11 protein-coding genes are annotated in these 15,517 nt (G+C 72.8%); 6 read left to right on the top strand and 5 right to left on the bottom strand.

Annotated elements, in window-relative coordinates; all coding sequences use genetic code 11:
* The first annotated feature begins 46 nt into the window (after positions 1-46).
* Positions 47-3,781, top strand: coding sequence for an ABC transporter ATP-binding protein (locus ACSYGO_RS19095; RefSeq protein ID WP_426681091.1), 3,735 nt, complete (start codon positions 47-49; stop codon positions 3,779-3,781).
* A 42-nt stretch (positions 3,782-3,823) separates the two neighbouring features.
* On the opposite strand, the gene ACSYGO_RS19090 is transcribed toward ACSYGO_RS19095, so the two are convergent.
* Complete coding sequence (locus ACSYGO_RS19090; RefSeq protein WP_426681092.1) at positions 3,824-4,300, bottom strand: hypothetical protein; 477 nt, start codon at positions 4,298-4,300, stop codon at positions 3,824-3,826.
* A 155-nt stretch (positions 4,301-4,455) separates the two neighbouring features.
* Here ACSYGO_RS19090 and ACSYGO_RS19085 point away from each other — a divergent pair, with 155 nt between their 5' ends.
* Both ACSYGO_RS19085 and ACSYGO_RS19080 read left to right on the top strand, forming a co-directional pair.
* Positions 4,456-4,845 (top strand): hypothetical protein, encoded by a 390-nt coding sequence (locus tag ACSYGO_RS19085; protein ID WP_426681218.1) that lies wholly within the window; start codon positions 4,456-4,458, stop codon positions 4,843-4,845.
* Between the two features lie 92 nt (positions 4,846-4,937).
* Positions 4,938-6,386, top strand: a complete 1,449-nt coding sequence (locus tag ACSYGO_RS19080; RefSeq protein WP_426681093.1) for a S28 family serine protease — start codon at positions 4,938-4,940, stop codon at positions 6,384-6,386.
* A 28-nt stretch (positions 6,387-6,414) separates the two neighbouring features.
* On the opposite strand, the gene ACSYGO_RS19075 is transcribed toward ACSYGO_RS19080, so the two are convergent.
* From ACSYGO_RS19075 to ACSYGO_RS19065, 3 genes are all read right to left on the bottom strand, one after another.
* Positions 6,415-7,053 (bottom strand): hypothetical protein, encoded by a 639-nt coding sequence (locus ACSYGO_RS19075; protein ID WP_460387128.1) that lies wholly within the window; start codon positions 7,051-7,053, stop codon positions 6,415-6,417.
* 165 nt (positions 7,054-7,218) lie between these two features.
* On the bottom strand, positions 7,219-9,117 hold the full coding sequence (locus ACSYGO_RS19070; protein ID WP_426681095.1) for a glycoside hydrolase family 3 protein: 1,899 nt from the start codon (positions 9,115-9,117) through the stop codon (positions 7,219-7,221).
* A gap of 653 nt (positions 9,118-9,770) precedes the next feature.
* Positions 9,771-10,682 (bottom strand): LysR family transcriptional regulator, encoded by a 912-nt coding sequence (locus tag ACSYGO_RS19065; RefSeq protein WP_460387127.1) that lies wholly within the window; start codon positions 10,680-10,682, stop codon positions 9,771-9,773.
* 88 nt (positions 10,683-10,770) lie between these two features.
* On the opposite strand from ACSYGO_RS19065, the gene ACSYGO_RS19060 reads away from it, so the two are divergent.
* Together ACSYGO_RS19060 and aroA are read left to right on the top strand one after the other, a co-directional pair.
* On the top strand, positions 10,771-11,679 hold the full coding sequence (locus ACSYGO_RS19060; protein WP_037765671.1) for an EamA family transporter: 909 nt from the start codon (positions 10,771-10,773) through the stop codon (positions 11,677-11,679).
* A gap of 4 nt (positions 11,680-11,683) precedes the next feature.
* Complete coding sequence (gene aroA / locus ACSYGO_RS19055) at positions 11,684-12,919, top strand: 3-phosphoshikimate 1-carboxyvinyltransferase (protein ID WP_426681098.1); 1,236 nt, start codon at positions 11,684-11,686, stop codon at positions 12,917-12,919.
* Positions 12,920-12,951: 32 nt separating this feature from the next.
* On the opposite strand, the gene ACSYGO_RS19050 is transcribed toward aroA, so the two are convergent.
* Positions 12,952-14,643, bottom strand: coding sequence for a caspase, EACC1-associated type (locus ACSYGO_RS19050; protein WP_460387126.1), 1,692 nt, complete (start codon positions 14,641-14,643; stop codon positions 12,952-12,954).
* 206 nt (positions 14,644-14,849) lie between these two features.
* Between ACSYGO_RS19050 and ACSYGO_RS19045 the strand changes: the two genes are divergently transcribed.
* Positions 14,850-15,494 (top strand): GNAT family N-acetyltransferase, encoded by a 645-nt coding sequence (locus tag ACSYGO_RS19045; protein WP_460387125.1) that lies wholly within the window; start codon positions 14,850-14,852, stop codon positions 15,492-15,494.
* The last annotated feature ends 23 nt before the right edge of the window (positions 15,495-15,517 follow it).

The following is a 15,517-nucleotide window of genomic DNA, read 5'->3' as shown; positions in this document are numbered from 1 at the left end:
CGGCGTTGGCCCTTCCGGCAGATCAGGACGGACGGAAGGCATCGGCGTGGAGACGCAGCGGGGATGGGCACGGCGACTCGCCGGGTACGCGTGGCGCTACCCGAAGGACGTCCTGCTCGCGCTCGGCTCCTCGCTCGCGGGCATGGCGGTCCTGGCGCTGGTCCCGCTGATCACCAAGGTGATCATCGACGACGTCGTCGGTGACCACACCCGCGGCATGGCTCCCTGGGCCGGCGCGCTCATCGGCGCCGCCGTCCTCGTCTACGGCCTCACCTACGTCCGCCGTTTCTACGGCGGACGCCTCGCCCTCGACGTCCAGCACGACCTGCGGACCGAGATGTACGAGACGATCACCCGGCTCGACGGGCGGCGTCAGGACGAACTGTCCACCGGCCAGGTCGTCGGGCGGGCCACCAGCGACCTCCAGCTGATCCAGGGCCTGCTCTTCATGCTCCCGATGACCATCGGGAACCTGCTGCTGTTCGTGATGTCTCTCGTGATCATGGCCTGGCTGTCCCTGCCGCTGACCCTGGTCGCGCTCGCCGTCGCCCCGGCCCTCTGGTTCATCGCCAAGCGCAGCCGCTCCCGTCTGCACCCCGCCACCTGGTACGCGCAGGCGCAGGCCGCCGCCGTCGCGGGTGTCGTCGACGGCGCCGTCACCGGCGTACGCGTGGTGAAGGGCTTCGGACAGGAGGAACAGGAGACCGGGAAGCTCCGCGAGGTCGGGCGCCGGCTCTTCGCCGGGCGCCTGCGCACGATACGCCTGAACTCCAAGTACACCCCCGCGCTCCAGGCCGTCCCGGCCCTCGGCCAGGTCGCGATGCTCGCGCTGGGCGGCTGGCTCGCCGTGCGCGGACAGATCACCCTCGGCACCTTCGTCGCGTTCTCCTCCTACCTCGCCCAGCTCGTCGGACCCGTGCGGATGCTCGCCGTCGTGCTCACCGTCGGACAGCAGGCCCGCGCCGGTGCCGAGCGCGTGCTGGAACTGATCGACACCCGGCCGTCCATCCAGGAGGGCACCAAGACGCTGCCCGCCGACGCGCCCGCGAGCGTCGAGTTCGACGACGTGTCCTTCGGCTACGAGAAGGGGCGGCCGGTCCTCGACGGGCTCAGCTTCGAGATCCGGCCGGGCGAGACCCTCGCCGTCGTCGGCTCCTCGGGGTCGGGCAAGTCGACGGTGTCGCTGCTCATGCCCCGCTTCTACGACGTGACGCACGGCGCCGTCCTCGTCGGCGGGCACGACGTCCGCGAGCTGACGACCGAGTCGCTGCGCGCCGCGATCGGGCTCGTCCCCGAGGACTCCTTCCTCTTCTCCGACACCGTGCGCGCCAACATCGCGTACGGCCGCCCCGAGGCCACCCAGGACGAGATCGAGACGGCCGCGCGTGCCGCCCAGGCCGACCGGTTCATAGCCGAGCTGCCCGAGGGCTACGACACGAAGGTGGGCGAGCACGGCCTCACGCTCTCCGGCGGCCAGCGCCAGCGGGTCGCGCTGGCCCGCGCCATCCTGACCGACCCCCGCCTGCTGGTCCTCGACGACGCCACGTCCGCCGTCGACGCCCGTGTCGAGCACGAGATCCACGAGGCGCTCAAGCAGGTCATGGAGGGCCGTACGACCCTGCTGATCGCCCACCGGCGCTCCACCCTCAACCTCGCCGACCGCATCGCCGTGCTCGACGCCGGGCGCCTCGCCGACATCGGCACCCACGAGGAGCTCCAGGACCGTTCCGCGCTGTACCGGCGGCTGCTCACCGACCCGGACGAGCTCGGCGGGGTCTCGCCCGGCCACGAACAGCCGTCCGTCCCGGCGGAGGACACCTCGGTACGGGAAGAGCTGGACGCCGAGTTCGACGCCGAGCGGGGCGTCACCCCGCACCTGTGGACCGGCGACCGTGAGCCCAAGGACGACGCGCTCACCGGCATGCCCGCCACCCCCGGGCTGCTCGCCCAGGTGGAGGCCCTGCCGCCCGCCGTGGACACCCCGCACGTCGACGAGGCCCGCGCCGTCACCCCCGAGGACTCCTACGGCCTGCGGCGGCTGCTGCGCGGCTTCGGGACGCCCCTCCTGGTGAGCCTCGGGCTCGTCGCCGTCGACGCGGGCATGGGCCTGCTGCTGCCCGTACTGATCCGGCACGGCATCGACGAGGGCGTCACCCGCATGGCCCTCGGCGCGGTGTGGGCGGCGGCCGGCCTCGGACTGGTCACCGTGCTCGTCCAGTGGGCGGCCCAGATCGGCGAGACCCGGATGACGGGACGGACCGGCGAGCGCGTCCTGTACACGCTGCGCCTGAAGATCTTCGCGCAGCTCCAGCGTCTCGGACTCGACTACTACGAGCGGGAGCTGACGGGCCGGATCATGACCCGCATGACGACCGACGTCGACGCCCTGTCGACGTTCCTCCAGACGGGCCTGGTCACCGCGTTCGTCTCGGTCGTCACCTTCTTCGGCATCATGGGCGTGCTGCTGGTGATCGACGTGCAGCTGGCGCTGGTCGTCTTCGTGACGCTGCCGCCGCTGATCGTCGCCACGTTCTTCTTCCGCCGGGCGAGCGTGAAGGCGTACGAACTCGCCCGCGAGCGCGTGTCGGTGGTCAACGCCGACCTCCAGGAGTCGGTGTCCGGACTGCTGATCCTCCAGGCCTTCCGGCGCGAGGGCTCCGGCGGGCGGCGGTTCGCCGAGCGCAGCGACAGCTACCGCCAGGCGCGGATCCGCGGGCAGCGGCTGATATCCGTGTACTTCCCGTTCGTGCAGCTGCTGTCGTCGGTCGCGGCGGCGGCCGTGCTGATCGTGGGCGCCCACCGGGTGGACGCGGGCACACTGACGACCGGCGCCCTGGTCGCCTATCTCCTCTACATCGACCTGTTCTTCGCGCCCGTCCAGCAGCTCTCCCAGGTCTTCGACGGCTACCAGCAGGCCACCGTCTCGCTCGGCCGCATCCAGGAGCTGCTGCGGGAGCCGACGTCCACGAAGGCCGCCGACGCGCCGATGGAGGTGCGCTCGCTGCGCGGCGAGATCGCCTTCCAGGACGTCGACTTCGCCTACAACGCCGCCGACGGCCAGGACGCGGAGGAGGCCCTCAGCGCGGTGTCGCTGCGCATACCCGCCGGGCAGACCGTCGCCTTCGTCGGCGAGACCGGCGCCGGCAAGTCGACGCTGGTGAAGCTGGTCGCCCGGTTCTACGACCCGACGGGCGGGCAGGTCACCGTCGACGGCACCGACCTGCGGGCCCTCGACATCACCGCGTACCGCCACCGGCTCGGCGTGGTCCCGCAGGAGGCGTACCTCTTCCAGGGCACGGTCCGCGACGCCATCGCGTACGGCCGCCCGGACGCCGCCGACGCCGAGGTGGAGGCCGCCGCCCGTGCGGTGGGCGCGCACGACATGATCGCCACCCTGGAGGGCGGCTATCTGCACGAGGTCGCCGAACGCGGCCGCAACCTGTCCGCCGGGCAGCGCCAGCTCATCGCGCTGGCCCGTGCCGAGCTGGTGGATCCGGACGTCCTGCTGCTCGACGAGGCCACCGCCGCGCTGGACCTGGCGACGGAGGCCCTCGTCAACCAGGCGACCGACCGGCTCGCCGGGCGCCGTACCACCCTGGTCGTCGCCCACCGGCTGACGACCGCCGCCCGCGCGGACCGGGTCGTCGTGATGGACCACGGCCGGGTCGTCGAGGACGGCACGCACGACGAACTGCTGCGGCAGGACGGCCGCTACGCCGAGCTGTGGCGGACGTTCGTGGGGGCGCCGGAGCCGGAGGAACCCGTGGGATCCACCGCCTGACGCCCCCGGCGGCGGGTGCCGGGGGCCGTCCGGTGCCCCGCGTCAGGACCTGGGCTTGATGTCGGAGATCTTCTTCGTGGCGAGGTCGGACTGCACCGTCAGATAGGTGTAGGTCGGGTGCTGGGCGGACCCCCAGGTCAGGCGGACCGTCGACCAGGTGTGGCCCATGCCGCTGTCCCCGGCCGTGACCTTCCATGCACGCGGCACGTCCTGGGCGCGCAGGACGCCGTCCGCGTGTTCGCGGTTCTCCCAGCCGGCCAGGCGCGCACGGAGGCCCGAGGTCAGGTAGAAGCCGCGCAACTGGCTGTCGAGGCGGCCGGATCCGGAGTCGGTCACCGCGTCGATGTAGGCGCCGTAGAAGTCGGCCACCCGGTCGTAGGCGGGTCCGTTGCTGCCGGTGCGCGCCGGTGGCGGAGCGGTGGAACTGGCGACTGCGGGCACGGAGGCGCCGGCCGTGGCGAGGAGGGCCGCCGCGACGAGGACGCGCGTGGTGGTACGAGAGGGCTTCATGCCGGTCATGGATTACCGCCTTTCGTTTTCCGACCAGTTGGACCTCGGGTAAACGGGCACGGTTGCCCCAAACTCGGAAAAAACCTCTCATGGGCGAACGCAACCATCCGCCGTACGTCGTGCGTCCGTACACCAGTACGCTGATTGCTGCGGGAGGGACGACAGTGGACAGTGGTGCGATACGCCGACGGCTGGCGATCGGTACGGCCGTGCTGACCGCCTCCGGTCTGTTCGCCCTGGCGAGCCCCGGCAGCGCGCAGGCCGCCACCTCCTACTGCGCCGGACGCAAGGTCCGCACCCTGCCCTTCTCGACCGGTTCGGTACAGGTCTACAAGCGCGGCGGCTACGTCTGCGCCGTCACCTTCCCCAAGACGCAGGGCGGCCGCCGGACGATGTCCGTCAGCGTGCAGGCGCGCGGCAACCGGCCCGTGGTCGACTCCGGCCACTTCGCCCACCACGCCGGCCCGGTGACCGTGCACGCAGGCCACCGCTGCGTCCAGGTCAAGGGCTCGGTGGGCTCCGGTTCGGTGAACTCGGGCTGGATTCTGTGCTGAGTCGCTGACGCATTCACGCAAGCACCCCTGGTGTCACGGGAGTTGCTCCGCTAGGTTCCGGCGGACATCTGCGTAATCCCAGGGGAGGGTGCATGCGCAAGGCGCTCAGATGGCTGCTGGCGCTCACAGTGCTCATAGGCACGCTGAGTACGGCCGGGGCGGCCACCGCCGCCCAGCCGGAGGCCACCGGCACCAGCGGCACGACCAGCGAGGACATCAAGGACCGGCTGCTCGCGATACCGGGCATGAGCCTCATCGAGGAGAAGCCCTACACCGGCTACCGGTACTTCGTCCTCAACTACACCCAGCCGGTGGACCACCGGCACCCGTCCAAGGGCACGTTCCAGCAGCGGATCACCGTGCTGCACAAGGACACCGCGCGCCCGACGGTCTTCTACACCGGCGGCTACAACGTCTCCACCACGCCCAGCCGCCGTGAGCCGACCCAGATCGTGGACGGCAACCAGGTCTCCATGGAGTACCGCTTCTTCACCCCGTCCCGTCCCGCCCCGGCCGACTGGTCCAAGCTCGACATCTGGCAGGCGGCCAGCGACCAGCACCGCATCTTCCAGGCGCTGAAGCCGATCTACGGCAAGAAGTGGATCTCCACGGGCGGCTCCAAGGGCGGTATGACCGCCACGTACTACGAGCGGTTCTACCCGCGCGACATGGACGGCGTCGTCGCGTACGTCGCACCCAACGACGTCGTCAACCAGGAGGACGCCGCCTACGACCGCTTCTTCGCGGGTGTGGGCACCAAGGAGTGCCGGGACAGGCTGAACGCCGTGCAGCGCGAGGCGCTGGTGCGCCGGGAGCCGCTGGAGAAGAAGTACGCGGCCTACGCCGCCGACAACGGCTACACGTTCACCACCGTCGGCAGCCTCGACCGGGCGTACGAGGCGGTCGTGCTCGACTACGTGTGGGGCTTCTGGCAGTACAGCCTGCTGTCCGACTGCGACGCGATCCCCGCGGACGCCGCGCACGCCGGCGACGACGACATCTGGAACTCCGTCGACACGATCTCCGGCTTCTCGTTCTACACCGACCAGGGCCTGGAGCCGTACACCCCGTACTACTACCAGGCGGGCACCCAGCTCGGCGCGCCCACGATCCACTTCCCGCACATCGAGAAGAAGTACCTCCGGTACGGCTACCAGCCGCCGCGCAACTTCGTGCCGCGGTCCATCCCGATGAAGTTCCAGCCGTCGGCGATGCGTGACGTGGACAGCTGGGTCCGCCACAACGCCCACCACATGCTGTTCGTCTACGGCCAGAACGACCCGTGGGGAGCCGAGCGCTTCCGCCTCGGTTCGGGCGCGCGCGACTCCTACGTCTTCACGGCACCGGGCCTGAACCACGGTGCCAACGTCGCCGGTCTCGCGGCCGACGAGAAGGCGCTCGCGACCGCGCGCATCCTGGAATGGGCGGGCGTGGCCCCCAGCACGGTCCGGTCGGACCCGTCGGCCGCGAAGCCGCTGGCCGCGTTCGACGCGAAGCTGGACCGGCGTGACGTGGAGCGGGAGCCCGCCCTGCGTCCGTGACCCCCGCCGCGTGGGCTGTGTCCGTCCGCTACACGGGGCGGGCGCAGCCCACCGGCCTGTCGCCGCCGAGCTGCACGTACAGCTCCGTGGACGCCGGGCACTTCGCCCGGGTGGTGACCGCCGACGTGACCTTGTACTCCGGCGGGTTCTTGCCCTTGCCGTCGCAGGCCGTCTCGCGGACCTGCCCGGTTCCCGCGCCGTAGACGCAGTCGCCGACGACGGTGCGCGGACCTCCGCCGCCGCCCGGGTTGCCGGGGTGCGGCGGTTCGAGCTTGCGCATGCAGGCGTAGCCCTGGGGGATCGCGCCGTCGCCGTCCTCGTCGGAGGAGGGCCGCGTCTCGCTGATGTGCAGGACGAAGTCGGTGGTCGCGGGGCAGGACGGCCCGTCCGCCACCTTGCCGTCGTAGCGGGCGATCACCCGCGCCGCCGCCCGTTCGCTGGAGCACGGCACCTCGGTGAAGCTGGTCGTGCCGAAGGAGCTGCACTCGTCGCGGGCGAGGAACTCCGCCCCGTAGCCCGACGGCCGCTTCGACGCCGCGACCGTGCCGGGCGTGTCCTGCGCGGAGCCGGAGCTGGTCCAGCGCTGGCAGCCGCAGAGCACGGCCAGGGCCAGCACCAGCGCGCACACCGCCCCGATGGAACCCCGACCCGACCCGCTGGCTCGCATGGCTTCCCCCCGATACCCCCGTCCAGCGTGACCCGCGGCAGCGGGCACACGCCAGACGTGCGGGGGCCTTTGCGCCAGTTGGGGGCGGGGCGCAGGTGGTGCGGCGTAGCCGTCGTACGACGGATGGACCGGGCGTACGACAGCGGGTGTCCGACCCGGGTGGCCCTAGAAGCGCAACCCGTAACCGATCGGATAGAGCTCCTTCGTCGGATCGTCCGCCCGCTGGACCGGCACCGGCAGTTCGCCCCGCGGACGCACCCGCCCGGCGATCACCCGTGCGGCGGCGCGCAGTTCGACGTCCGTCCAGGAGTAGGCGGCCAGACAGGCACCCACGCCCGGGAGCTGGGCGACGTCGTACGGGTTGCGGATCGCGACGGCGATCACCGGGACGCCGGTGGCGACCAGCTGGTCGACGAGCGTCTTCTGGCTGCCGGCCGCCGTCACGTTGTACGTGCCGACGACCACCGCGTCCGCGTCCTTCGCCGCCGCGACCGCCTTGGCGATCGTCGCGGACGAGGGCGCCGTGCCGGTGGACAGGGCCGTCGCCGTGAAGCCCAGTTCGGTGAGGGCACCCGCGAGGACCGTGGTGGGCGGCCCGTCCGACAGGGACGGAGACGCCGGGTCCGCTCCCACGACCAGCACCTTCGGAGTGCGCCGGCGCGACAGCGGCAGCAGGCCCTCCTTGTTGACCAGCAGGGTGGTGGTGCGCTCGGCGATCCGGTCGGCCTCCTTCAGGTGCGCCGGGATGCCCACCACGCGGTCCACACCGGCGTCGCTGACGTACGGGTCGGACAGCAGGCCCAGCTTCGACTTCAGGCGCAGGATGCGCAGGATCGACTCGTCGAGGCGCGCCTCCGTCAGCTCCCCGCCGCGCACGGCGTTCAGGACCGCGTTCCACGCCACGTCCATCGAGGGCGGGTTGAGGAGCTGGTCGACGCCCGCCTTGAGCGCGAGGACGGGCACCCGGTCGTCGCCGTACTTCGTCCGGACGCCCTCCATGCCGAGCGCGTCCGTCACCACGACCCCGTCGTAGCCGAGCTCCTCACGCAGGATGCCGGTGAGGATCGGGTGCGAGAGCGTGGCGGGATCGCCCGCCGGATCGAGTGCCGGGACCATGATGTGCGCGGTCATGATGGAGTCGATGCCGGCCCGGATCGCCGCGCGGAACGGCACGGCGTCCAGCGTCTCCCACACCTCGCGGCTGTGCGTGATGACCGGGAAGCCGAAGTGGCTGTCCACCGCGGTGTCGCCGTGGCCGGGGAAGTGCTTGGCCGTGGCCGCGACGCCCGAGCTCTGGTAGCCCTTCACCTCGGCGGCCACCAGGCCGGCCACCGCGTCCGGGTCGGCGCCGAAGGACCGTACGCCGATGACCGGGTTGGCCGGGTTGACGTTCACGTCGGAGACCGGGGAGTAGTCCTGGCGGATGCCGATGGCGTGCAGTTCGGCGCCGCCGATGCGGCCCACCGTGCGCGCGTCGGACCGCGATCCGCCCGCGCCCAGCGCCATCGCGCCCGGGAACAGCGTCGCGGGCTTGCCCACGCGTGCCACTATCCCGTGCTCCTGGTCGGTGGACACGAGGAGGGGCAGCCCGCCCGGCTGGTCCAGCGAGGCCTTCTGGAGGCCGTTGGAGAGCGCCGCGATCTGGTGCGGATCACGGGTGTTGTGCGCCCAGGCGAAGTAGATGATGCCGCCGACGCGGTACTTGGCGATCAGCTCGGCGGCCGTCCGGATGCCGAGTTCCTTGAGGTTGGCGTCGATGTCGGCCTGGTCGGGCGCGGTGGCCGAGTGGCCGTAGACCCGCGAGACGAAGACCTGCCCGACCTTCTCCTCCAGCGTCATACGGGAGATGAGGGCGCGGAGTTGCCTGTCGTCGTGCCGGCCCGCCGGGGCGGTCGTGCCGGCGGCCTGGGCGGCGGACGCGGTGGTGCCGGTGGCCAGGGCGCCGGTGACGCCCGCCGTCGCGGCGAGAACGGTGCGCCTGGAGGGTCTCGGCGGTCCCGACCGCTCCGACGGTCTGTACGGGTCGTTCGGTGTTGCGGTGCTTCCCGTGCTGGAGTCGCGCACGTGCGCCCCTTCCCTCGTGAAGGAAACTTCCGAGGAGCCACGATTATCCGGAAAGTTTCTTCCAGTCAAGGGTGTGCACAGTAACCCGGGTTGGGGCCGCCACCGGCGCAGTTGGAGGGGGGCGCGCCGGTGACGGCGTGCTGCCGGCCGCAGGCGGCGGAGAGGGTGGTCAGCGATCGCAGCCAGCAGCGAGGCCGACACCGCACTGCGGAGACTCGTCCGGCAGCACGCACATTGGACGAAGGCCGAACCCCCCGGGTTCCCCGCTGCGCCCCCGCCCCCGAAAGTCGTGACGGGGGTGCCCCAGGAGCCGAATGAGACCCCGAAGGCGATGCCCACGCCCGGCGGACGGCGTCGTCGACCGCGGCGCCGACGGGTGTCGCGCCCGAGGCACGGCGGGCGGTGTCGTCGACTGCGGGCAATCGTGCCGCCGGGGCGGCACGGGTGGGCGCAGCGGCACCCCGTCGGCGCCGGGTTGCGCAGCGGGCCTGTACCCGGACCCGAGCGGACCCCGGCCGGACAACCGGCCCGTGCGGGGCGACGCGCGACGCGTGGGCGGAGGCAGACCCGTGGACCGGACGGGGCATCAGCAAGGTGCCCCAGCAGGCGCAGAGGGCGGGATAGCGGGACGGCGGCCCCGGCGGGCCCTGGGATCAGGCGTGCTCCGAGACCAGAGGCCAGTGCCTCTGGAGCGTCCGTACCGTCTCCGCGATGGCCGGCCGCCGCGCCGCCCCCGCCCGCCACAGCGCGTACAACCGCCGTACGGGCATCGGATCCAGCGGCACCTCCACGACCCCTTCCGGCAGGGCCCCGCGCCCGAGCCGCGGAATGAGCGCCACACCGAGCCCCGCGGCGACGAGCGCGACCAGCGTCGGGTTCTCGTCGGCCTGATGCACGATGTCCGGCTCGCACCCCGCCGCCCGCAGCGTCCGCACCAGCCAGTCGTGGCACACCCGCCCCGGCGGCTGACAGATCCACCGCTCGCCCGCGAGGTCCTCGCGTCGCACGGCGGCCCGCCCGGCGAACGGATGCCCCGCGGGGACGAGCAGGTCGCACAGGTCGTCCCCGATCACCGCCTGCTCCACCCCGGCCGGGGCGGGCAGCGGCGCGATGTCCCAGTCGTGCGCGACGGCCAGGTCCACCGCGCCCTTGGCGACCAGGTCGATGGACAGGTGCGGGTCGACCTCCGACAGCCGGGTGTCCAGCGCGGGATGCCGGACCGCGAGATCCGCCAGCACGCCCGGCATCAGCCCGCGCGCCGCCGAGGCGAACGCGGCCACGGTCAGCCGCCCCGCGGGCAGCCCCCGCCGCTCCTCCAGCTCGGTCTCGGCCCGTTCGACGAGCGCCATCAACTCCTGCGCGGTGGCGGCGAGCCGCTCGGCCTGCTCGGTGAGCCGCACACCGCGCCCCTGCCGCTCCAGGAGCACGGTCCTGGTCTCCCGCTCCAGCTTCGCGATCTGCTGGGACACCGCCGACGGGGTGTATCCGAGCGCTGCCGCGGCGGCGCCGACCGTGCCGTGCACGGAGACGGCGTGCAGGGCGCGCAGGCGTTGCAGATCGAGCACGGCCCACCCCTTTCATTAGGAATGCTTCATCCCATCATGCAGCAGACTTTGCTGGTGCTTAACAGTCGACCGGGGTGATCCTCGACCCATGCGACCCGCCCACATCTGCCTCGCCGTCCTCGTCGCCGCCGTCTGGGGCGTCAACTTCACGGTCATCGAGGTCGGCCTCGACCACTTCCCGCCCCTCCTCTTCTCGGCGCTCCGTTTCCTGGTGGCGGCCCTGCCCGCGGTGTTCTTCGTGGGCCGGCCCAAGGTCGCCTGGAAGTGGATCGTGTCGGTGGGACTGGTGCTGGGCGTGGCGAAGTTCGGGCTGCTGTTCATCGGGATGGACGCGGGCATGCCGGCGGGGCTGTCCTCCCTCGTCCTGCAGATCCAGGCCGTCTTCACGGCGCTGATCGCCTTCGCGGCGCTCGGCGAACGCCCCACCCGCGTACGGCTGGCGGGCATGGCGGTGGCGCTGTGCGGAGTGGGCCTGGCCGCCCTGGACGAGGGCGCGTCCGGCCCCCTGGGCGCCTTCGCCCTGGTCGTCGCCGCCGCGGCCTGCTGGGGCCTGTCCAACGTCCTCACCCGCAAGGCGTCCCCGCCCGACTCGCTCAACTTCATGGTGTGGGTGAGCACCGTCCCCGTCCTGCCGCTGCTCGGCCTGTCGCTGCTGACGGAGGGCCCGTCCCGGGACCTCGACGCGCTGCGCGCCCTGGACCCGCAGGGCGCGGCGGTCATCGTCTACGTCGCCTGGATCACCACGGTCTTCGGCTTCGGCGCGTGGGGCCGGCTGCTGCACCGGTACCCCGCCTCCACCGTGGCCCCCTTCTCGCTCCTCGTGCCGGTCTTCGGCATGTCCTCGGCCGCGCTCCTTCTGGGCGAGCCGGTCGGCCCGCTGCGGTGGGGCGCGGCGGCGTTGCTGGTCGGAGGCGTGGCGCTGACCTCGTTCGCGGCGCCGACACGGGTCCATCTGGCGGACGTTCCAGCGCAGGAGCGTGCGCGGGAGCCAGCATGAGGGCATGGCCGTCGTCGACATCCCCGGTTCCAAGTCCATCACCGCCCGCGCCCTCTTCCTGGCGGCGGCTGCCGACGGGGTCACCACCCTCGTGCGCCCGCTCCGCTCGGACGACACGGAGGGCTTCGCGGAGGGGCTGACCCGGCTCGGCTACCGCGTCGGACGGGCCCCGGAGGCCTGGCACGTGGACGGCCGCCCGCAGGGCCCCGCCGTCCCCGAGGCCGACGTCCACTGCCGGGACGGCGCGACCACCGCCCGCTTCCTGCCGACGCTGGCGGCGGCCGGCCACGGCAGGTACCGCTTCGACGCGTCGGCCCAGATGCGCCGCCGACCGCTGCTCCCGCTCACCCGGGCGCTGCGCGACCTGGGGGTGGACCTGCGGCACGAGGAGACCGAGGGCCACCATCCGCTGCGCATCGCGGCGGCCGGGGTGACGGGCGGCGACGTGACCCTGGACGCGGGCCAGTCCTCGCAGTACCTGACGGCGTTGCTCCTGCTGGGCCCGCTGACCCGCGAGGGCCTGCGGATCGAGGTCACGGACCTGGTGTCGGCGCCGTACGTGGACATCACCGTCGCGATGATGCGCGCCTTCGGGGCTCATGTGCGCCGCGACGGCGACGTCTTCACCGTGCCGCCGGGCGGCTACCGCGCCACCACCTACGCCGTCGAGCCGGACGCCTCCACCGCGAGCTACTTCTTCGCGGCGGCCGCGCTCACCGGCGGCGAGGTCACCGTACGGGGTCTCGGCGAGGAGGCGCTCCAGGGCGATCTGCGGTTCGTGGACGTGCTGCGCCGCATGGGCGCGCGGGTGGACGTCGGCCGTGACGCCACCACGGTGTCGGGCACCGGGCGGCTGGCCGGCGTCACGGTGAACATGCGGGACATCTCCGACACGATGCCGACACTGGCCGCGATCGCCCCCTTCGCCTCCGGACCCGTGCGCATCGAGGACGTCGCCAACACCCGGGTGAAGGAGTGCGACCGCCTCGAAGCCTGCGCGGAGAACCTGCGGCGGCTGGGCGTCCGAGCGCTGACCGGCCCCGACTGGATCGAGATCCACCCCGGCACCCCCGCCCCGGCCGAGATCAGGACGTACGGGGACCATCGCGTCGTCATGTCGTTCGCCGTCACCGCGCTGCGCACCCCCGGGATCACGTTCGACGACCCGGGGTGCGTCCGCAAGACGTTCCCGGCCTTCCACGAGGCGTTCGCGCGGCTGCGGGCGGCACTGCCGGCCTGACGCCGGTCCGGGCCGCCGTCCGGCCGCCGGGTTCAGCCGCGGATCTCGACACGCACCAAGAGGTTGCCGCGGCCGCCGCCCTGCAGGTGCGTCACCCCCTGGCCCGGGAGCCGCAGGGTCCGGCCGTCCGGGAAGTTCTGGGGGAGGGCGATCGTCTTCTGGCCGTCCAGGGTGTCCACGGTGAGCGTGCCGCCCGTCGTCGCCAGGGCGCGGGAGACGGTCACGGTGCGGTGCAGGTCGTCGCCCACACGCCGGAAGACGGGGTGGGGGAGTTCCACGATCTCGACGTACAGGTCGGCCGGCTCGCCGCCGCCGGGACCTGCCTCTCCCTGGCCGGCGAACTTGATCCGGGTGCCGTTGTCGACGCCCGCCGGGATCCGCACGGTGATCGTGCGGCGGGAGCGGACCCTGCCGTCGCCGTCGCAGGCGGGGCAGCGCGTGGGCAGGACCGTGCCGTAGCCCTCGCACTTCCGGCAGAGGCGGGTGTCGGCGGCCTGGCCGAAGAAGCGCCGCGGGCCGGTCTCGCCGCGGCCCCCGCAGGCGTCGCACTCGACGGGCCGGGTCCCCGGTGGCGTCCCCTCTCCCGAGCAGGCCGAGCACACCACGGCCGTGTCCAGCTGGAGTTCCCTGTCGATGCCGAACGCTGTCTCCTCCAGCGGGAGTTCGAGCCGGATCAGCGCGTCCGAGCCGCGGCGGCCGCGCGACCGGCGGCGGCCGGCCGTCCGTGTCCCGCTCCGTTTCCTGTCTTTGTCCGAGGCGAAGAACTGGTCCATGACCTCGGCCAGGTCCAGCTGCTCCGCGGACGTGGCCCCGGCCGTCGATGGAGCCCCCGCCGTGGACGGAGCCCCCGCCGTGGACGGAGCCCCGGACACGGGCGTGCCGAAGGTGTCCGGGGCGGGCGGCGTCCGGGGCGGCGGCGTGGTGAAGGCGTCCTGCGCGGGCGGCGTGCGCGGCATGGGTGGAATGCGGGTGTCCCCGGCGCGCGCCGTCCGCGCGATCGTCACCTGGTACTCCAGGTCGGCCCACATCCGCGGGGTCTGCTTCACCCCGGCGCCGTGCAGGGACTCGTACACGTAGTCGTACAGCTCGGTGACCGTGATCCGGCCGTCCCCGTTCAGGTCCGCCGCCCCGGTGCCCAGACCCTCGATCAGTGCGCCCGTGAACAGGGAGGGCTGGGGCGTCATGGACTCGACGCGCTTGCCCTCCCACGCGTACTCGGTGCGGCTGGTCGCGGTCAGCACCACGCGGCCGTGGCCGCCGAGTTCGTCGCGCAGATGGACCTGGTCGTCCGCGGACTTCGCGCCGTGCAGGAAGGCGCCGCTGTAGCAGCAGTCGAGGAGCACGACGACCGTGCGGGCGCGGCAGCGTTCCATGCGGTCGCGCAGGAAGGCGGCCGGGACGGCGCTGGAGGCGGGCAGGTCGCGGTCCGTGTCGCGCGCGGCGAAGTACAGGCGCCCGTCGTCGTCCTTGATGCCGTGACAGGACACGTGCAGCAGGAGCAGGTCGTCGCGGCTGCGGTCCATGAAGAAGCGGTCCACCGCGCGCATCACCCGACTCGCCGGCGCGTCCTTGACCTGATCGGTCCGGAAGCCGCCGATGCGGGGGTCGGACAGCACGCCGGCGAGGCCCGCGCAGTCCTGTGCGGGTGAGCGCAGCGCGTGGAACCTGCCGTCGTCGTACGCCCCGGTCGCGATCAGGAGGGCGTCCCTGCGGCCTGCGCCCATCTCGTCCCCCGTTTCCGAACTGCGCCCATTCTAGGGGTGAACACCCCTTCAGGACGCGGGAGTCGACCGAGGTCCCGTGGGGCACAGCGGTCCGCCCGGTTATTCCGTTCGACGGGCCCGGAGGCGTACGGAAGACTCTGCCGGGCCGCGGCGAGCCGTTCGCCGGGCCGGCCCTGCGGCCGTGCGGGACGAAGGGGTGCCGGGCGTTGGGCTTTCATCTGGAGGGGCCGGTTCTCGAAGGCGCGCTCGTGCGTCTGGAGCCGCTCGGTCACGGTCACACGGCCGACCTCGTCGCGGCGGCGGAGGAGAAGCGCGACTCGTACGCGTTCACCTGGGTGCCCAGGGCCGCGGAGGTCGGCGACTACATCGACGCGCAGCTCGCCCGTGCCGCGGACGGACGGCTCGCCCCGTACGCCCAGGTGTCCGTCGCCACGGGGCGCGCGGTCGGCGCGACCTCCTACTGGGAGCCGCGCTGCTGGCGGTCGGACGACCGGCTCGACGCGATCGAGGTCGGCTTCACCTGGCTCGCCGCGTCCGCGCAGGGCACGGGCGTGAACGCCGAGGCCAAGCTGCTGCTGTTCCGGCACGCCTTCGAGGAGTGGGACGTCTCCCGCGTCGACCTGAAGACCGACGCGCGCAACAGCCGCTCCCGCGCGGCGATCGAGAGCGTCGGCGCCCGCTTCGAGGGAGTCCTGCGCAACTGGTCCCGCTCCTGGGCCCCGGGCGAGGACGGCCGGCTGCGGGACTCCGCGATCTACTCCATCATGGCGGACGAGTGGCCCGCGTGCCGCGACCGGCTGACGGAACGGGTGCGCCGGGCGGTCCTGGCGGCCGGGGAGAACGTGGCCTAGCCGTACGCCGCTTCACCGCACCG

Source organism: Streptomyces krungchingensis, assembly GCF_054729265.1.
This window is presented reverse-complemented; position numbering and strand designations above follow the sequence as displayed.